18 protein-coding genes and 1 riboswitch are annotated in these 18,443 nt (G+C 71.6%); of the genes, 8 read left to right on the forward strand and 10 right to left on the reverse strand.

The annotated features are described in order from the left end of the window. Positions 1-24: 24 nt before the first annotated feature. Positions 25-204 carry a hypothetical protein gene (locus ACFRFC_RS10155; RefSeq protein WP_382684107.1) on the reverse strand — a complete coding sequence of 60 codons (180 nt, stop codon included), beginning with the start codon at positions 202-204 and terminating at the stop codon, positions 25-27. A gap of 359 nt (positions 205-563) precedes the next feature. Between ACFRFC_RS10155 and ACFRFC_RS10160 the strand changes: the two genes are divergently transcribed. Continuing rightward, positions 564-2,696 carry a HelD family protein gene (locus tag ACFRFC_RS10160; protein WP_382684105.1) on the forward strand — a complete coding sequence of 711 codons (2,133 nt, stop codon included), beginning with the start codon at positions 564-566 and terminating at the stop codon, positions 2,694-2,696. A gap of 235 nt (positions 2,697-2,931) precedes the next feature. Here ACFRFC_RS10160 and ACFRFC_RS10165 read toward each other — a convergent pair whose 3' ends face one another. Continuing rightward, complete coding sequence (locus tag ACFRFC_RS10165; RefSeq protein ID WP_382684103.1) at positions 2,932-3,657, reverse strand: copper homeostasis protein CutC; 726 nt, start codon at positions 3,655-3,657, stop codon at positions 2,932-2,934. A 257-nt stretch (positions 3,658-3,914) separates the two neighbouring features. Further along, positions 3,915-4,592, reverse strand: coding sequence for a maleylpyruvate isomerase family mycothiol-dependent enzyme (locus ACFRFC_RS10170; protein WP_382684101.1), 678 nt, complete (start codon positions 4,590-4,592; stop codon positions 3,915-3,917). A gap of 143 nt (positions 4,593-4,735) precedes the next feature. Between ACFRFC_RS10170 and ACFRFC_RS10175 the strand changes: the two genes are divergently transcribed. Next, positions 4,736-5,422 carry a hypothetical protein gene (locus tag ACFRFC_RS10175; protein ID WP_382684098.1) on the forward strand — a complete coding sequence of 229 codons (687 nt, stop codon included), beginning with the start codon at positions 4,736-4,738 and terminating at the stop codon, positions 5,420-5,422. A 23-nt stretch (positions 5,423-5,445) separates the two neighbouring features. Then, positions 5,446-6,546 (forward strand): GNAT family N-acetyltransferase, encoded by a 1,101-nt coding sequence (locus tag ACFRFC_RS10180; RefSeq protein ID WP_382684096.1) that lies wholly within the window; start codon positions 5,446-5,448, stop codon positions 6,544-6,546. 37 nt (positions 6,547-6,583) lie between these two features. Here ACFRFC_RS10180 and ACFRFC_RS10185 read toward each other — a convergent pair whose 3' ends face one another. Next, positions 6,584-6,862, reverse strand: coding sequence for a DUF4031 domain-containing protein (locus tag ACFRFC_RS10185; protein WP_382684093.1), 279 nt, complete (start codon positions 6,860-6,862; stop codon positions 6,584-6,586). Then, positions 6,859-7,269: a hypothetical protein gene (locus ACFRFC_RS10190; RefSeq protein ID WP_382684090.1), complete on the reverse strand. Its 411-nt coding sequence runs from the start codon at positions 7,267-7,269 to the stop codon at positions 6,859-6,861. Before ACFRFC_RS10190 ends, ACFRFC_RS10185 begins: the two co-directional genes overlap by 4 nt. A gap of 55 nt (positions 7,270-7,324) precedes the next feature. Between ACFRFC_RS10190 and ACFRFC_RS10195 the strand changes: the two genes are divergently transcribed. From ACFRFC_RS10195 to ACFRFC_RS10210, 4 genes are all read left to right on the forward strand, one after another. Next, a complete protein-coding gene (locus ACFRFC_RS10195) occupies positions 7,325-8,353 on the forward strand; it encodes a MurR/RpiR family transcriptional regulator (RefSeq protein ID WP_382684087.1) in 1,029 nt (342 codons plus the stop codon). 169 nt (positions 8,354-8,522) lie between these two features. After that, positions 8,523-9,458 carry an N-acetylmuramic acid 6-phosphate etherase gene (gene murQ, locus ACFRFC_RS10200; RefSeq protein ID WP_382684085.1) on the forward strand — a complete coding sequence of 312 codons (936 nt, stop codon included), beginning with the start codon at positions 8,523-8,525 and terminating at the stop codon, positions 9,456-9,458. A 17-nt stretch (positions 9,459-9,475) separates the two neighbouring features. Continuing rightward, the gene (locus ACFRFC_RS10205) at positions 9,476-10,912 is read left to right on the forward strand and encodes a PTS transporter subunit EIIC (RefSeq protein WP_382684083.1); all 1,437 of its coding nucleotides are present in this window, start codon (positions 9,476-9,478) and stop codon (positions 10,910-10,912) included. Positions 10,913-10,977: 65 nt separating this feature from the next. Continuing rightward, positions 10,978-11,547, forward strand: coding sequence for a hypothetical protein (locus ACFRFC_RS10210; RefSeq protein ID WP_382684080.1), 570 nt, complete (start codon positions 10,978-10,980; stop codon positions 11,545-11,547). A 44-nt stretch (positions 11,548-11,591) separates the two neighbouring features. Here the strand turns inward: ACFRFC_RS10210 and ACFRFC_RS10215 are convergent, their stop codons facing one another. The 5 genes from ACFRFC_RS10215 to thrC all read right to left on the reverse strand — a co-directional run bounded on the left by ACFRFC_RS10215 (position 11,592) and on the right by thrC (position 17,078). Continuing rightward, positions 11,592-12,476, reverse strand: coding sequence for a metallophosphoesterase (locus ACFRFC_RS10215; RefSeq protein ID WP_382684078.1), 885 nt, complete (start codon positions 12,474-12,476; stop codon positions 11,592-11,594). Between the two features lie 408 nt (positions 12,477-12,884). Continuing rightward, the gene (groL, locus tag ACFRFC_RS10220) at positions 12,885-14,507 is read right to left on the reverse strand and encodes a chaperonin GroEL (RefSeq protein ID WP_355734230.1); all 1,623 of its coding nucleotides are present in this window, start codon (positions 14,505-14,507) and stop codon (positions 12,885-12,887) included. 297 nt (positions 14,508-14,804) lie between these two features. Next, on the reverse strand, positions 14,805-15,008 hold the full coding sequence (locus ACFRFC_RS10225) for a cold-shock protein (protein ID WP_004986573.1): 204 nt from the start codon (positions 15,006-15,008) through the stop codon (positions 14,805-14,807). A 387-nt stretch (positions 15,009-15,395) separates the two neighbouring features. Then, positions 15,396-15,674, reverse strand: coding sequence for a MoaD/ThiS family protein (locus ACFRFC_RS10230; protein WP_382684074.1), 279 nt, complete (start codon positions 15,672-15,674; stop codon positions 15,396-15,398). Positions 15,675-15,794: 120 nt separating this feature from the next. Then, positions 15,795-17,078 (reverse strand): threonine synthase, encoded by a 1,284-nt coding sequence (gene thrC / locus ACFRFC_RS10235; RefSeq protein ID WP_382684072.1) that lies wholly within the window; start codon positions 17,076-17,078, stop codon positions 15,795-15,797. An 18-nt stretch (positions 17,079-17,096) separates the two neighbouring features. Beyond that, positions 17,097-17,255, reverse strand: a riboswitch (SAM riboswitch). Positions 17,256-17,464: 209 nt separating this feature from the next. On the opposite strand from thrC, the gene ACFRFC_RS10240 reads away from it, so the two are divergent. After that, positions 17,465-18,409: a glucosyl-3-phosphoglycerate synthase gene (locus tag ACFRFC_RS10240; RefSeq protein WP_382684070.1), complete on the forward strand. Its 945-nt coding sequence runs from the start codon at positions 17,465-17,467 to the stop codon at positions 18,407-18,409. Positions 18,410-18,443 lie beyond the last annotated feature (34 nt).

The following is an 18,443-nucleotide window of genomic DNA, read 5'->3' on the forward strand; positions in this document are numbered from 1 at the left end:
CAGGTCACGTCGTGACCCCCGGCGTCACCTGCGGCGCACGCCCGCTTCCTCTGCGTACTCGCCGAGGATGACGACGTCGAACGCCGCGCCCGCGAACACGCGGACGGCGCGGACGGCTTCGCCTATGCGGTGGCGGTGGCTTCCGGCCACGGCGGTGGCGCCCGGGGGGCGCCCTGGAACTGGGGTGAGGGTCGCTGCGCTCATGTATCTATCGTGCGCTTTCGGGCGTAAAGAGAGCATCGGTCCACGGGGGTAATCCGGTCATCCCGGGGGTCCACCCGGGGATGGACCCCGCCCCTCACAAAGGACACCCCCCGCGCCGCCCGACCCCTAGGGGACGCCCCCGGCGTCGACTCGTCGCCGGGGCCTCGGGGGCGGCCGCCGGGATGGATATTCGTTGGTCCCAGCCCGTCCGTTCGCCTAGAATCTCCGCTCTTGCCCGCCTCCCTCCAGGAGCGCCGCCGCCCGGACGGAAACCGGGCGGCTTCTCGCCGTCCCGCTGACCCCACCCACCGCCTGCCCTGCATCGCACCGCACCGCAGGCCGCTTCCGGAGGCATCCCCTTGTCCACCCCTGCCCTCGACCCCGCCGGTCCCGCGGACCCCGCCAGTCCCGCCGACCCCGCCGGTCCCCTTTCCCGCGAGCGCTCCCACCTCGCCTCCTCCCGTGCCGCGCTGCGTGCCATGCGCGAGGACGCCGAGGCACTGGACATCCGCGATGTCGCCGCGAACTGGGTGAGCGCCGAGGCACTGGCCCACCAGATCGAGCTGCGGGTCAAAGCGCTCGCCGACCTCGCCGGCACCCCGCTCTTCTTCGGCCGCCTCGACTACCGGCACACCCCCGCCGCCGAGCGGGCCGAAGGCGCCGACGGCGAGCGTTTCTACATCGGGCGGCGGCATGTGCACAACGCCGAGGGCGATCCCATGGTCATCGACTGGCGGGCCCCGGTCTCACAGCCGTTCTACCGGGCGTCCAAGCAGGACCCGATGGACATCGCGCTGCGCCGCCGCTTCGGTTTCACCGGCGGCGACCTCACCGCGTACGAGGACGAGCGGCTCTCCGATCCGGTGGACCCGGCGGAGGCGTCCCGTACCAGCAGGCTGCTTCAGCGGGAGATCGAGCGTCCGCGCGTCGGCCCGATGCGGGACATCGTCGCCACGATCCAGCCCGAGCAGGACGGGATCGTACGGTCCGGGCTGTCCGGCACGGTGTGTGTGCAGGGCGGTCCCGGCACCGGGAAGACGGCGGTGGGGCTGCACCGGGTCGCGTATCTGCTGTACGCCCACCGCGAGCGGCTGGCCCGCACCGGCACGCTGGTGATCGGCCCGAACCGGTCCTTCCTGCACTACATCGAGCAAGTGCTGCCCGCGCTGGGGGAGTTGTCGGTGCGGCAGGCCACCGTCGATGATCTGGTGGCGCGGGTGGAGGTGTGTGGTACGGACGACGCCGCGGCGGCCGTCGTCAAGGGGGACGCCCGGATGGCCGAGGTGCTGCGGCGGGCGCTGTACGCGCAGGTCACCATGGACGTAGAGCCGGTGGTCGTGGTGCGCGGGTCCCGGCGGTGGCGGGTGGCGGCGTACGAACTGGAGGAGATCGTACGGGAGTTGCTCGACCGGGACATTCGCTACGGGGCCGCCCGGGACGCGCTGCCCCAGCGGATCGCGCACGCGGTGCTGGTGCAGATGGAACGGTCCGGGGAGGCGCCCGACGACCGGGTGCAGGACGCGGTGGCGCGCAACAGCGCGGTGAAGGCGGCCGTGAAGGCGGTGTGGCCGGCCGTGGAGCCGGCCAAGCTGGTGCTGCGGCTGCTGACCGACGCGGAGTTCCTCGCGGAGCATGCCGAGGGGGTGCTGTCCGCCGATGAGCAGAAGATGATCCTGTGGGGCAAACCCGTGCGGTCGGTCAAGGCGGCGAAGTGGTCGGCGGCGGACGCCGTGCTCGTCGACGAGGCGTCGGATCTGGTCGAGCGGACGCACTCGCTGGGGCATGTGGTGCTCGACGAGGCGCAGGATCTGTCCCCTATGCAGTACCGGGCGGTGGGGCGGCGCTGTACGACGGGGTCCGCGACCGTCCTGGGGGATCTGGCACAGGGGACCACGCCGTGGGCGACGCCCAGTTGGGAGGCGGCGCTCGGGCATCTGGGGAAGGGGGACGCCGTGGTCGAGGAGCTGACGGCCGGGTTCCGGGTGCCGACGGATGTCATCGCGTACGCGTCCCGGCTGCTGCCGTACATCGCGCCGGGGCTGGCGCCGGTGGCGTCGGTACGGGAGAGCCCTGGGGTGTTCGAGGTGCGGGAGGTTTCCCCGGGGGCTCCGGGGCCTACGGGGGCGGGTGAGGTCTCCGGTACGGCGGGGGTCGTCGGTGCCGTGCGGGAGGCGCTGGCCCGGGAAGGGTCGATCGGGCTCATCGCGGCGGACGCTCGGGTGCCGGTGCTGGCGGAGGCGCTGGGTGCGGCCGGGATCGGGTATCTGGATCCGGGGGCCGAGACCACGCGCGAGACCCGGCTCACGCTGGTGCCGGCGTCTTTGGCGAAGGGGCTGGAGTACGACTATGTCGTGCTCGACGAGCCGGGGGCGGTGGTGGAGGGGGAGCCGGATGAGCGGACCGGGTTGCGGCGGCTGTATGTGGCGCTGACCCGGGCGGTGTCGGGGCTGACGGTGACGCATTCCGGGGCGCTGCCTTGGCAGTTGCGGTGACGGTTCCCTCCGGGGGTTGGGGAGTGAGGTGGGGGGTGGCTGCTGTGGGGGCCGGGTGCGGGTGGTTCGTGGCTGGTCGCGCCCACGCGGCGGAGCCGCACATCGATACAGCCCCGCGCCCCTGAGGCGATGGCGGGTGAGCGGCGTCGGCGGCCCAGGCCGCGTCCGGCTCCCCACCCGCCCCACGAAAGCGCGGCGGAAACCGGACAGTGCCCGGTCCCGCCGCGCCCCCCGCTCAGCCCGCTGCCCCCGCTGCCCCCGCTGCCCCCAACGGACCGTCCAGGACCGTGCGCCACTCCGCTACCGCCTCCGGCGACACCGGGCCGCCCCAGCCGTCCGGGCGGGCCGCGCCGCCGATGTGGAAGGCGTCGATGCCCGCGGCGAGCAGGGCGGGTACGTGGTCGAGACGCAGGCCGCCGCCCACGAGGAGCTGTTGCTCATAGCCCGGCTCACCCCGGCGCCCGGCCTCGGACAGCAGCGTGGGCCCGCCCTCGTCGACCCCCGTGGCCGCACCCGCCGTGAGGTAGGTGTCGAGGCCCGGCAGCCCGTCGAGCTGCTTGCGCAGGGCGTCCCGGTCCGCCGCGCGGTCGATCGCGCGGTGGAACGTCCACGCACAGCCGTCCAGCTCCCCCACGAGCAGTTCGACCGTGTACAGATCCAGCCCGCCGTGCGGATCGAGGAACCCTAGGACGAACTCGTCCGCCCCCGCCCCCCGCATCCGCCGCACGGCCTCCACCAACCGCCCCGTGTCCCCCGCGGAGAACCCGTCCGCGAGCCGCAGCATCACGCGCAGCGGAATATCGACGGCGGCGCGGATCGCCGTGAAGGTGGCGGCCGACGGGGTCAGCCCGTCGGCCGCCATGTCCGTGACCAGCTCCAGCCGATCCGCACCCCCCGCCTGGGCGGCGACCGCGTCCTCGGCATCCAGGGCGATCACCTCCAGGACTGCACGCGAAACCATCAGGACCCCTTCCCGTTTCCCCTGGCGACTACAGGTCTAGTCCAATATCAGGGTACGCCGCGAACCCGCAGGCCGCGAGGAGGGGCCCCGGCCAACCAAGGAGCCGTCGCAGTTGTCACGCGTAAATATTTGCCATACTGAAGGATTTCCGACATGTAACGGTGGGCACATCGGCCGCCACACCGACGCCACCCGACGCCACCCCGACGGCCACATCGGCAGGGGCCTCCCACCGGCCTCCGCCCATACCCGCCGGTTCACCCGTAGATGTTCAGTTCCTCCGCCGCCACGCCCGCCAGCTCGAACCTCGCCCCCCGCACCGACCGCCCCGAGTACAGCCGTACGAGCGTCGGGGCGTCGCCGATGAAACGGGCCGGCGGGCGCTGTCCGTCCGGCTCGCCGAGCAGCAGCGGCTCGTCCCTGTCGTCCAGATCGGCGTGCAGCGCGACCTTGCCCTTCTCCCTGCTGATCCGGGCGAGCAGCGCGAGTGCCGACGGCAGCCCGGCGCCGCCGTACGCGCCCGGCACGCCCAGCGCGTCCCGGACATCGCCCGAGTGCACCCACTCCCCCAGCCCGATCCCGTCGAGGATCCCGCCCGCCTTCGCGATCAGCGGCCCGGCCTCGGTCATCCCGCGCTCCAGCTGATCCACCACCTCCTGGTGGGACAAACCCGCCAGTTCCTCGATATCCCGCTGATTCGCGACCGGCGAGAACACGCCTTTCTCGTACCGGCTCTCCACCACCCGGTTCAGCACGGCCGCGCAGTGCGCCAGCACGTCCCTTACCGTCCAGTCCGGACACGCCTCCGTCCGGATCTCGAAGTCCGCGTCCGCCCGGCCCCGCAGCAACGGCACCAGCGCGTCCCGCTCGATGGTCAGCAACCGCCCCGGCAGCTCGGGGTCCCGTACGCCTGCGTCCATGTGCTCATCAGTCATACGTCCCAACCTAGATGTCCGTGTACCACTCACGGGAGATGGGAGACGGCGCGCAGCGGACCGTGGGAGGGAACGCGGGACGGAACGCGGGACGGACCACGGGACCGACCACGGGACGGACCACGGGAGGGAACAATGCCCCCATGGCCGATCTCGACTCCCTCCGCGTCCGTTTCGCCGCCGCCCTGACCGGCGCCCGAGGCGACGGCGACGGACCCGATCCCCTCCGATACACCGATCCCCTCCGATACGCCGATCCCCTCCCGTACGCCGATGACCTGCTCGCCCGCTGGCAGGAACCTCAGCGCCGCTATCACACGGCGACGCACCTCACGGCCGTGCTCGACCACGTGGACGGACCGCTGGCGGGTCACGCCGGTGACCTGGACGTCGTACGGCTGGCGGTGTGGTTCCACGACGCCGTGTACCGGCCCGAGCGCGAGGAGAACGAGGAGCGGTCGGCCCGGCTCGCCGAACGGGCGCTGACGGAGGCGGGGCTGGCGCCGGGCAAGGTCGCCGAGGTGGCCCGGCTGGTCCGGCTGACCGTGACCCACGCGCCGGGCGACGACGACCCCGACGGGCAGGTCCTGTGCGACGCGGACCTCGCGATCCTGGCGGCGCCCCCGTCGGCGTACGCCGCGTACACGGCCGCCATCCGCGAGGAGTACGCCTTCGTCCCGCCGGACGCCTTCCGCACCGGCCGCACCGTCGTCCTCGTGCAGTTCCTCGCCCTCCCGGTCCTCTTCCACACCCCGTACGGCCGCGAGCACTGGGAACGGACCGCCCGCTACAACATGGCCGCCGAGCTGGAAATGCTGTCGCCCGGCTGAGCAGCACCTTCTAGCCTGCCCCCATGGGGATTCAGGGTGGGGAACAGGCCGCCGAGCAGGTGCGGAGCGCGGTCGCCGGGGCCGTGGCGGCGCTGGGGGCGGGGGTCGCGCTCGACTGGGGCGGCATCCCGGCCTCGGGGCTGGACTGGAGCTGCCGCGAGACCGCCGAGCACATCGCCGGCGATCTGCTCGCCTACGCGAGCCAGCTGGCGAGCCGCGCGCAACACGCGTACGTCCCCTACGACCTCACCCTCGACGACCCCGCCGACAACACCGGCACCCTCCAGGCCATCGAGGCCACCGGCGCGCTGCTGGCGGCGGCCGTGCGGACCGCGCCCCGCCACGCCCGCGCCTTCCACCCGTACCCCTTCCGCAGCGCGAACCGCGAGGGCTTCGCCGCGATGGGCGTCGCCGAGGTGCTGCTGCACACGTACGACATCGCCGGCGCCCTGGGTCTGCGCTACGAACCCGCCGCCGGGCACGCCGACTTCGTCCTGCGCACGCTCTTCGCGGACGTCCGGCCCGGCCCCGGCGCCTGGCCCACCCTGCTGTGGGCCACCGGTCGCGGCGCGCTGCCCGGCCGGGCCCCGGTCACCGAGTGGCGCTGGCACAACAACCTGGTCCTGCCCGCCGGACCGCTCACCCTGGAGGCGCTGACCCCCGCCTCCGCCGCCGACCTGGCCACCGGCGGCGACGGCGGCTTCACCTGGATCGAGGGCGGGCCCATGGACGGCACCCGGGTGGCCGCCGAACTGCTGCTGAAGGCGTACGCGGAAGGCGTGCTGCGGCCCCGGTTCGGGGTCTTCGTGCTGGTCCGCCGTGCGGACGATCTCGCGATCGGGGGGATGGGGTTCCACAGCGCCCCCGACGGCGACGGGCGGGTGGAGATCGGGTACGACCTCGTCGCGGCGGCTCGGGGGCGCGGATACGCCACGGAGGCGCTGCGCGGGCTCGCCGGGTGGGCGCTGGCCCAGGACGACGTGCGGTGCCTGTTCGCCACCGTCGAGCCGGACAACGCCGCGTCCCGGGCGGTGCTGGCGCGGGCCGGTTTCAGCCGGGTCGACGGGGGCGGGGAGCCGCTGCACGCGTATGAGCTGCGGGGGGATTCCGCGCCCGAGGAGTAGTGAGGGGCAGGCCCGAGAGATAGGGGCGGGCCCGGTCTCACCGGCCGGACGGACCTCCCCGCGTACGGCGTCTGCGCAGGCCCGCCCCGGTCAGCAGCCGGACCACCTCCCGGCTGCTCACCTCCAGGGCGCCCGCGCTCACCGCGTCCGGATAGCGGTGGGACGGGAGGTCGTAGTGGTCGCGCTCGAAGGCGCGGGGCGGGACGCCGAGCCGCTGGGCGAAGAGGTGGAGTTCGTCGTACGAGGCGTCGCTGATCAGGTGGGACCACAGGCGGCCGTGGCCCGGCCAGGTCGGCGGGTCGATGTAGACGGTCACGGAGCCGGCGCCCCGCCGCCCGCCCCGATCCCGGCGCTGAGCGTGCCCAGCGCCGCGACCTTCACGCCTGCCTGGTGGCACACCCAGTGCGGGTCGGGGCCCAGCTCGGGTTCGATGTCCAGCGCGTGCGGATCACCCGAACCGCAGACCGGGCACAGCGGCCAGCGCCCGTACCGGTCCAGCAGCGCGTCCTGCACGTCCTGGGCGATCAGCCCCGCGACGAACGCCGCCCCGTCCGGCCACTGCTCCACCCACCAGCGCCGCTCCACGACCGACTCCTCGACCAGCGAGACCACGTCCGCCTCGGCCACCTCACCCGCGACCAGATCGGCGAGCACCAGCGCGCGAGCGGTGTGCAGCGCCTGTTCCAGGGGGCTGATGGGATGAGCGGGGGGATCGGGAGCCATACCCCTATTGTGCGCACTCTTGACCGGGACACCCGGACGAAAATATCTTTCATGAGTGACCCAGAAGGTGAAGGAAACTTTCGACGGTACGGCGGCCCACACATCCGCCGGGCCCCCGGCACCCGCCACCACGCCCCCGGCACCCGCCACGCCCCCGGCCCGCCCTGCGCCCGCGACCCGCCCCGCGCCCCTCGCGCCCCCCGCACCCCTCGCGCCCCCCGCACCCGCCGCCCTCGCCGCCAAGGTGCGCACCCTGATCCCCTCGATGACCCGCTCCATGCAGCGCGTCGCCGAAGCCGTCGCGGGCGACCCCGCGGGCTGCGCCGCCCTCACGGTCACCGGTCTCGCCGAACTCACCGGCACCAGCGAGGCGACCGTCGTACGCACCGCCCGCCTCCTCGGCTACCCCGGGTACCGCGATCTGCGCCTCGCCCTCGCCGGCCTCGCCGCCCACCAGCAGTCCGGCCGCGCGCCCGCCATCACGACCGACATCGCCGTGGACGATCCCCTCGCCGAGGTCGTCGCCAAGCTCGCCCGTGACGAGCAGCAGACCCTCGCCGACACCGCCGCCGCGCTGGACACCGTGCAGCTCGGGGCCGCCGTCACCGCCGCCGCGGCGGCCCGGCGCATCGACGTCTACGGCATCGGGGCGTCCGGTCTCGTCGCCCAGGACCTCACCCAGAAGCTGCTGCGGATAGGGCTCATAGCCCACGCCCACTCCGACCCCCACCTCGCCGTCACCAACGCCGTCCAGCTGCGCACCGGCGATGTCGCCATCGCCATCACCCACTCCGGGTCCACCGGGGACGTCATCGAGCCACTGCGGGTCGCCTTCGAACGGGGGGCCACCACCGTGGCGATCACCGGGCGGCCGGACGGGCCGGTCACGCAGTACGCCGACCATGTGCTGACCACGTCGACGGCCCGGGAGAGCGAGCTGCGGCCAGCGGCCATGTCGTCCCGGACCAGTCAGCTGCTGGTGGTGGACTGTCTGTTCGTGGGGGTGGCGCAGCGGACGTACGACAGTGCCGGGCCCGCCTTGTCGGCGTCGTACGAGGCGCTCGCGCACCGGCATCGGAGTTAGTCCGTCGGGACCATCGGGTCGCAGGGCCCGGCTGATCGCGCCCACGCGGCGGAGCCGCGCATCCACACGGCCCCACACCCCCAGCCCATCCGATAAATCCCCTAAATCCCCCCAAACCTCAACCGTAAACCGAACCCTAGATCCCTCCTGGAAAGAGCCGTCCGGATTCATGACCTCCACCTCCGAGCCCCGGGACATCCGCGCCGAACTGGAACAGCTGACCACCGAGGCCTTCCGGCCCGAGCTGGCGGACATCGACCGGCTCTCCACCCTCGGCCTCGCCACCCTCATGAACCGCGAGGACTCCGGCGTCCCCGGAGCCGTCGCCCGCGCCCTTCCCGCCATCGCCGCCGCCATCGACGCCATCGCCGCCCGGATGGCCCGGGGCGGGCGGCTGATCTACGCGGGCGCCGGGACCGCCGGGCGGCTCGGCGTGCTCGACGCCTCCGAGTGCCCGCCCACCTTCAACACCGACCCCGCCCAGGTCGTCGGGCTGATCGCGGGCGGCCCCGGCGCCATGGTGACCTCCGTCGAGGGCGCCGAGGACTCCCCCGAGCTGGCCCGCGCCGACCTGGACGCCCTGGCGCTGACCGGCGACGACACGGTGGTCGGCATCTCCGCGTCCGGCCGTACGCCGTACGCCCTCGGCGCGGTCGGACACGCCCGTGCGCTGGGCGCGCTGACCGTCGGGCTGGCCTGCAATCCGCACAGCGCGCTGGCCGCCGCCGCCGAGCACGGCATCGAGGTGGTCGTCGGGCCCGAACTGCTCACCGGGTCCACCCGGCTGAAGGCCGGCACCGCCCAGAAGCTCGTCCTCAACATGCTCTCGACGATCACGATGATCCGCCTCGGCAAGACCTACGGGAATCTGATGGTCGACGTCCGCGCCTCCAACGAGAAGCTGCGCGCCCGCTCCCGCCGGATCGTCGCCCTCGCCACCGGCGCCGCCGACGACGAGATCGAAGCGGCCCTCGCGGCCACCGACGGCGAGGTCAAGGACGCCATCCTCACCCTGCTGGCCGGGGTCGACGCCCCCACCGCCGCCCGCCTTCTGGAGGAGTCCGGCGGCCATCTGCGCGCCGCGCTCGCCGCCGCGCCCCACTGACCCGCACGCTCGGGGACGTGCGCACCGAACCCGCGGGCCCCGAGCCCACCACCCTCGCCGCCGCCCTCCTCCCCCTGGTCGGCGGCCCCGCGAACGTCACCTCCGTCGCCCACTGCATGACCCGCCTGCGCCTCGGCCTCGCCGACCCCGGGCTGGTCGACGACGCGGCGCTGCGGACCGTACCGGGCGTGCTCGGGACCGTCGCCGACGACACGTACCAGATCGTGCTGGGGCCGGGCACGGTGGCGCGGGTGACCCACGATTTCGAGGAACTGCTGAGCGCGGAGCCGTCAGCAGCCTCGGCCGGGGAACTCACCGCGAAGGGCGAGGAACTGCGCGCCGAGCGGAGGCGGCGCAACGCCACCCCGGCCAAGACCGTCCTGCGCCGCGTCGCCAACATCTTCGTCCCCCTCATCCCGGCCCTCATCGGCTGCGGCATCCTCGCCGGGGTCAACGGGCTGCTGCTCAATGCCGGCTGGCTGCCCGGCGTGACCCCGGCGCTCGCCGCCATCGCCGCCGCGTTCATGGCCCTGATCGCGGTGTTCGTCGGCTACAACACGGCGAAGGAGTTCGGCGGCACCCCGATCCTCGGGGGCGCGGTCGCGGCGGTCGTCGTCTATCCCGGCGTCGCCCAGGTGACCGCCTTCGGCGTCGCCCTCTCCCCCGGCCAGGGCGGCGTCCTCGGCGCACTCGCGGCGGCGTTGCTGGGGACGTACGTCGAGAAGTGGTGCCGGGGCCGGGTCCCGGCCGCCCTGGACGTGCTGGTCACCCCCACTCTCACCGTGCTGGTGGCGGGCCTGGCCACGCTGTACGGGCTGATGTACGCCGCCGGTGCCGTCTCCGCCGCCATCGGCACCGCCGCCGACTGGCTGCTGACCACCACCGGCGCCCTCGCGGGCCTGGTCCTGGGCGGACTGTTCCTGCCCCTGGTGATGCTGGGCCTGCACCAGGCCCTGATCCCGATCCACGCCACCCTCATCGAACAGCAGGGCTACACCGTGCTGCTCCCGATCCTGGCGATGGCGGGCGCGGGCCAGGTGGGCGCGGCGGCGGCCGTCTACGTCCGGCTGCGGCAGCACACCGCACTGCGTACGACGATCAGGTCCGCGCTCCCGGCGGGCCTGCTGGGCGTCGGCGAACCGCTCATCTACGGCGTCTCGCTCCCCCTGGGCCGCCCGTTCCTGACCGCGTGCGTGGGCGGGGCGGCGGGCGGGGCGTTCATCGGGGTGTTCGCGATGCTCGGCGTGCGGGTGGGCGCGACGGCGATCGGCCCGTCCGGCTGGGCCCTGTTCCCCCTGCTGGCCGGCAACCGGGGCCTGGGCCTGACGGCGGCGGTGTACGCGGGCGGCCTCCTCACCGGTTACGCGGCCGGCTTCCTCACGACGTACACCGTCGGCCTCCGGCACACCCCCCTGAGCCCACCACCGTCCCCGTCCCCGGACACCGGAAACTGAGCCCGCCCCGCCCCACACCACCCCACCGAATACCTCTCCACCCTCCGCCGTACGACACTGAGGCCATGAACCACGCCCAACTGACCGCCGTGGGCCGAGCCCTCCGGGTCCTCGGCGAGCACGGGGACGCCCTGAGCGGGACCACCCCGGACGCCAAGCTGCACGAGATCCGCGCCGATCTGCGCCGCGCGGCCGATCTGCTGGAGGACAGCGTCAGTACGGCGGCGCCCACCACCCGGTGCGCCGAGCATCCGGGCGGCCCGGTCGACGAGAGCGCCCCCGACCTGTGCCTGCTGTGCGAGACCCGGCGCCGCACGGCCCGCCGGGCGGAGTACAACGGCCCGGCGGGACCCGGCGGCCCGGCCACCGCCACGCCCTCCCGCTACGGGGTGAGCGGCGACCGGCCGCAGCCCCAGCAGCGCTGGCTGCCGGAGCTGTGGAACGGCCAGGAGTGGCAGCTGTGCGGCACCCCGCGCCGCGACCGCCACGAGGCCGAGCTGTACCTCACCGCCCAGCGCCGCGGCTCCCGCCCGGCGATGGCGTACCGCCTGGTCCACGAATTCACCGACTACGAGGTGCTACGGGTGTGGGGAACGCCGGTCCGCACGGACATCGAGCCGATGGGCAACCTGTAGGGCATAGGTGAATTGATTGAGTTACTCAAGAAATACGGGTCAGGTCAGCGCATCCGTCCCCGCGCTTCGATGAAGTCCATCACCTGGTCCTCGTCCCGCTCGGACAGCGTCTCGTGGGCGCGCGGGTCACGGGCGTGCAGGGTGTGGAACAGCGGCCCCGCGGCCCCGCCCACATCGATCACGGACGCGGCGGCACCGCGCACGATCCGCTCGGTGTCCCAGTCGGCGGTGAGGTCGACGCGGTTGACCACGGCCGGGCAGACCCAGACCGGGACGGAGGCGAGCAGCCCGAGGAGCTGGAGATGGAAGTGCCCGGTCAGCACGGCCCGTACGTCACTGCCGTGCAGCACCTCCCCCAGCGCGCGCGGATTGCGCAGCCCGAAGGTCCGCTGGATGTCCACGTCCATGGCGATCGGCGGGTGATGGAAGGCGAGGATCGTGCCCCGCTGGGCACTGGTGCGCAGCAGGTTGTGCAACCAGTCCAGCTGGGCGTCGCTCAGCCCGCCGTACACCTCGCCGGGCACCAGCGAGTCCATGGTGATGAACCGGTACCCCCGCACCACGCTCACCGCCGCCCGCTCCCCCTCGGCGGAGGAGAGGACCGTCTGGGCGAGGTCCGAGCCGTCGGCCGCCAGATGCCCGCTGCCGAGCACCTTGCCGAACGCCTCACGGTCGTCGTGATTGCCCGTGGTGAAGAACAGCGGCACACGCATTCCCGCCGCGAACTCCCCCAGCAACTCCCGCGCGATCGCGTACGACTCCACCGCCCCGTCGTCCGCGATGTCCCCGGTGACCACGATCGCGTCGACCTCACGCTGATGCCGCAGCTCACCCAGCATCAGACGCAACGATTCGATGGGGTCGACGCCGTGCCGGTTGGGTCCGGCGGTCCGCTCGATATGAGTATCGGACAGTTGGAGGATCCGCATAGGCGGCACGCTAGCGCCCCACCCCCTCCCCCGCGCACCGTACGAACAGAAAGATCCCCCCTCCGGGAAACCCGGAACACCTCAAAAAGGGCGCGAGGCCGAGGCTTTTCAGGGGCGCGGGCCCTTCGAACGAACGCAGCCGTCACCTCCCCAGACACGCGGGCCCTTCGAACGGACGCAGCCGTCATCTCCCTAGGGGCGCGGGCCCTTCGAACGGACGCAGCCGTCATCTCCCTAGGGGCGCGGGGAACTGCGCGACCAGCCCCCACCGAACCCGCATCCGCCCCCACCACCCAAGCCCCCCACCACGAAGCGCCCCCTCCCCCAAAAACGCCCGAGGGCGACACCCCCGGAACCCCCGGAGGGTGTCGCCCTCGAACCATAAGGACGCAGATCGAGCAACCCCGATCAGAAGTCCATGTCACCGCCCGGCATACCGCCACCGGCAGGCGCGGCGGCCTTCTCCGGCTTGTCGGCGATAACAGCCTCGGTGGTGAGGAACAGCGCGGCGATCGACGCGGCGTTCTGAAGCGCCGAGCGCGTCACCTTCGCCGGGTCGATGATCCCCTCGGCGATCATGTCCACGTACTCACCGGTCGCGGCGTTCAGACCGTGACCCGGGGTGAGGTTGCGGACCTTCTCCACCACGACGCCGCCCTCAAGGCCGGCGTTGACGGAGATCTGCTTCAGCGGAGCCTCAAGGGCGAGCTTCACGGCGGCGGCACCCGTCGCCTCGTCACCCTCCAGCTCCAGCTTCTCGAAGACCGAGGAAGCCTGGAGCAGCGCCACGCCACCACCGGCGACGATGCCCTCCTCGACGGCCGCCTTGGCGTTGCGCACGGCGTCCTCGATGCGGTGCTTGCGCTCCTTCAGCTCCACCTCGGTCGCGGCACCGGCCTTGATGACGGCCACGCCGCCCGCGAGCTTCGCCAGGCGCTCCTGGAGCTTCTCGCGGTCGTAGTCGGAGTCGCTGTTCTCGATCTCGGCGCGGATCTGGTTGACCCGGCCGGCGACCTGGTCCGAGGACCCGGCGCCGTCGACGATGGTGGTCTCGTCCTTGGTGATGACGACCTTGCGGGCACGGCCCAGGAGGTCCAGGGTCGTGTTCTCCAGCTTGAGGCCGACCTCCTCGGAGATCACCTCGCCGCCGGTGAGGATCGCGATGTCGTTCAGCATCGCCTTGCGGCGGTCGCCGAAGCCCGGGGCCTTGACCGCGACGGACTTGAAGGTGCCGCGGATCTTGTTGACGACCAGGGTCGACAGGGCCTCGCCCTCGACGTCCTCGGCGATGATCAGCAGCGGCTTGCCCGACTGCATGACCTTCTCCAGGAGCGGGAGCAGGTCCTTGACGTTGGAGATCTTGGAGTTCGCGATGAGGATGTACGGGTCCTCCAGCGACGCCTCCATGCGCTCCATGTCGGTGGCGAAGTAGGCGGAGATGTAGCCCTTGTCGAAGCGCATGCCCTCCGTCAGCTCAAGCTCCAGCCCGAAGGTCTGGGACTCCTCGACGGTGATGACGCCTTCCTTGCCGACCTTGTCCATCGCCTCGGCGATCAGCTCGCCGATCTGGGTGTCGGCGGCGGAGATGGAGGCCGTGGAGGCGATCTGCTCCTTGGTCTCGACCTCCTTCGCCTGGTCGAGCAGCGCGCCGGAGACGGCCTCGACGGCCTTCTCGATACCACGCTTGAGAGCCATCGGGTTGGCGCCCGCGGCGACGTTCCGCAGGCCCTCCTTGACCAGGGCCTGAGCCAGGACGGTGGCCGTCGTCGTACCGTCACCGGCGACGTCGTCCGTCTTCTTGGCTACTTCCTTGACCAGCTCGGCGCCGATCTTCTCGTACGGGTCTTCGAGCTCGATCTCCTTGGCGATGGAGACACCATCGTTGGTGATCGTGGGGGCGCCCCACTTCTTCTCAAGGACGACGTTGCGGCCCTTGGGGCCGAGGGTGACCTTGACGGCGTCGGCGAGCTGGTTCATACCGCGCTCAAGGCCGCGCCGCGCCTCCTCGTCGAACGCGATGATCTTGGCCATGTGAAGTGGTCCCTCCAGGACTGGGGGTGATTCTTCGGACCGCGCCCGCGCCCGCGACGGACGGCTCGCTCACCCTGTGGATCCTTGCCCCACCCGGCTTGCGGCCTCACCGACCCGGTCCTTCGTTGTCACTCTCACCTTCAGAGTGCTAACGCCAATGATTAGCACTCGCCCCTGGAGAGTGCAAGCGCCCGCCGTGATCCACCAGGGGCGCGGAGGCGCCCCGACGGGGCGTCGAGGGGGCACGCGGAAGGGCCCGCACCCAGTGGATGCGGGCCCTTCCCTAGCAAGAAATGTTCAGGCGGTGACGCGAACCATATCGGCCTGCGGGCCCTTCTGGCCCTGCGAGATCTCGAACTCGACCCGCTGGCCCTCTTCCAGGGTGCGGTATCCGTCCATCTGAATCGCGCTGTAGTGGACGAAGACGTCCGCACCACCGTCGACCGCGATGAAGCCGTACCCCTTCTCCGCGTTGAACCACTTGACGGTGCCCTGAGCCATGCCTAACTCCCCTATTACTGGCCCTTGCACAGATCCACACTTCGCGGACCCGGGTCAGACCTCACCCCCCGATCGGTGGGGGCGTGCGCCGGAACGCGTCGACCGCGGCCGAATGTATCTGCCCAACTGCTGTCTGCAACAGGTCAATCGGACGAGAAATCCGGGCAGGACCGGTCGGGAATTTCTGGAGAATTCCTCAGACTCCGGGGCAAGTCGGGCCCGACAAAGAGAACGAAAGACGCAAAGGAAGCTCACACTTTGGCTACTTCTCATCGCTGCCTCGGAACGCGAACGGCAGCGGTTCCCCAACTCTACCCTGCTTAACCATGCAGAATTGCCCCCTCCGTTTCTCTCACGGAGAGGGCAATTCGACGAACGGTGGGTGACTCAGCAGCCGCCGGCCACGGCCGGGATGATCGACACCCCGGCCCCGTCGGGCGTGGCCGTCTCCAGCCCCTGCTCGAAGCGCACATCATCATCATTGACGTACACGTTCACGAACCGCCGCAGCTTGCCCTGATCGTCCAGCACCCGGGCGGCGATCCCGGCATGCTTCGTCTCCAGATCCGCGATGACCTCACCAAGATTCCCCCCTTCAGCGGCAACCTCGGCCTGCCCACCCGTGTAGGTCCGCAGAATGGTAGGGATACGAACGGTAACGCTCACTTTGAACCTCCGGTCAGCTAACGCCCTTTAAGGGGCGCGGGGCGCTATCGATATGCGGCTTCCGCCGCGCGGGCGCGACCAGCCCCCACCGGCCCGCAGACAAATTCAATGGAACTGGACCTAGACCAACCCGGCCTCGCGGAACGACTCCAGACTGGGCCGAATGGTCGCCGTCAACCCGGTGTCCGCAACCGCGTCCAACGTCTTCAACCCATCCCCGGTATTAAGAACCACCGTGGTCAGCGAAGGATCGAGCACCCCGCTCTCCACCAGCTTCTTGGTGACCCCCACGGTCACCCCCCCGGCGGTCTCCGCGAAAATCCCCTCGGTCCGCGCGAGCAACCGAATCGCGTCGACGACCTGCTCGTCGTTCACATCCTCCACCGCCCCGCCCGTACGCCGCGCGATATCGAGCACGTACGGCCCGTCCGCCGGGTTGCCGATGGCCAGCGACTTGGCGATGGTGTTCGGCTTCTGCGGGCGCACCACGTCGTGGCCGCCCTTGAAGGCGGCGGAGACCGGCGAGCAGCCCTCGGCCTGGGCGCCGAAGATCTTGTAGGGCCGGTCCTCGACCAGCCCGAGCTTGATCAGCTCCTGGAGCCCCTTGTCGATCTTGGTGAGCTGGGAGCCGGAGGCGATCGGCACCACGATCTGGTCGGGCAGCCGCCAGCCGAGCTGCTCGCAGATCTCGTACGCCAGGGTCTTGGACCCCTCCGCGTAGTACGGCCGCAGATTGACGTTGACGAAGCCCCAGCCCTCGCCGGCCGGGTCGCCGATCAGCTCGGAGCAGAAACGGTTCACGTCGTCGTAGTTGCCCTCGATGCCGATCAGCTCGCCGCCGTAGACCGCGGCCATGACGACCTTGCCCTGCTCCAGGTCGTGCGGGATGAAGACGCAGGAGCGCAGGCCCGCGCGGGCGGCTGCGGCGCCGACCGCGCCGGCCAGGTTGCCGGTGGAGGAGCAGGACAGGGTGGTGAAGCCGAAGGCACGGGCGGCCTCCAGGGCCTGGGCGACGACCCGGTCCTTGAAGGAGTGGGTGGGGTTGCCGGAGTCGTCCTTGACATACAGGCCGCCGGTGATGCCCAGCTCACGGGCCAGGTTGTCGGCCTGGACGAGCTTGGTCCAGCCGGGGTTCAGGTTGGGCTTGTCGGCCACGTCCGCGGGGACGGGCAGCAGCGGCGCGTAGCGCCAGATGTTCGCGGGGCCCGCTGCGATCCGCCCCCGCAGTTCCTCGGTGTCGTAGGCCGAGAAGTCGTAGGCGATCTCCAGCGGGCCGAAACACTCCTCGCAGGCGAAGAGCGGGCCGAGCGGGACGCGATGGCCGCATTCGCGGCAGGAGAGCGCGGCGGCGGGTCCGAGATCGATGGTGGAATTGCCGGTCTTCGCGACAGTCTGCACAGCCATGTGAGGCGAGGCCCTTTCTCCTCATCTTCCCCACGACGCATTTCGTCGTGAGACGGATTTGGCACCTTCCCTAGCCGGGAGCCTCGCGGTGACGATCGTCAGCGATCGGTTACGAGACCGGCTGGAGGGTTGCCGGGGCTTCATCGGGCCGTTTCCCTCTGCCCCTCTGGATGAGCAATATGCGGTTGTTCTTGCGGTTATATGTTCGGTTGTGTGCGCCGCGGACCCCCGACATGCGATGGTCATCAGCGTTGTTCAAGACTGTAACCGAAGGCCAGGACAGTTGAGATAGTCGTCCGTACCGCGAGATGGATCACACCGCCGGTGAGGCGCCGGTGACCTGGGGTTCCATCGCGTGCGAGCCCAACAGTGAGGAGCCGCGGACCGTGCTGGAAGAAGTCGAGCGCTGGCTCGGGACCCACACCTGGTCCCTGACCGACCGCCCGCTGCACCGCATCCTGGCCGCCAAGCGCAGCACCGGCCAGTCGGTCAGCGTGGTGCTGCCCGCGCTGAACGAGGAGGAGACCGTCGGCGACATCGTCGCGGTGATCCGCCACGACCTGATGGACCAGGTGCCGCTCGTCGACGAGATCGTCGTCGTGGACTCCGGCTCCACCGACCGCACCGCCGAGGTGGCCGCCGCCGCGGGCGCCCGGGTGGTGCACCGCGACGAGATCCTGCCGCGGCTGCCGGCCGTCCCCGGCAAGGGCGAGGTGCTGTGGCGCTCGCTGCTGGTCACGAGCGGTGACATCGTCTGCTTCATCGACGCCGACCTCAAGGAGTTCTCCTCGGACTTCGTGTCCGGCATCGTCGGCCCGCTGCTCACCGAGCCCGGGATCGACCTCGTCAAGGGCATGTACGACCGTCCGCTGGCGGGCGCGGCCGGACAGGGCGGCCGGGTCACCGAGCTGATGGCCCGCCCGCTGCTGAATCTGCACTGGCCCCAGCTGGCCGGTTTCGTGCAGCCGCTCGGCGGCGAGTACGCGGCCCGCCGCTCCCTGCTGGAACAGCTGCCCTTCCCCGTCGGGTACGGCGTCGAGCTGGGCATGCTGGTGGACTCCCTGCATCTCGTGGGCCTCGACGCGCTCGCCCAGGTCGATGTCGGGGTGCGCAAGCACCGGCACCAGGACGGACAGGCGCTCGGCCGGATGGCCGCCGCGATCTACCGCACCGCGCAGCTGCGGCTGGCCCGCGGGCAGCTGGTCCGGCCCTCGATCACCCAGTTCGAGCGCGGTGAGGAGGGCTTCGAGCCGCGGACGTACTCCGTGGACACCGAGGAGCGGCCGCCGATGGCGGAGATCTCCGAGTACGCGTCCCGCAAGGTCGCGTGAGGCCACGGGTGACGCCGTATACGGCGGGCGGGTG

This window comes from Streptomyces sp. NPDC056734 (genome assembly GCF_042790455.1).
In the GTDB taxonomy this organism is placed as follows: Bacteria; Actinomycetota; Actinomycetes; order Streptomycetales; family Streptomycetaceae; genus Streptomyces.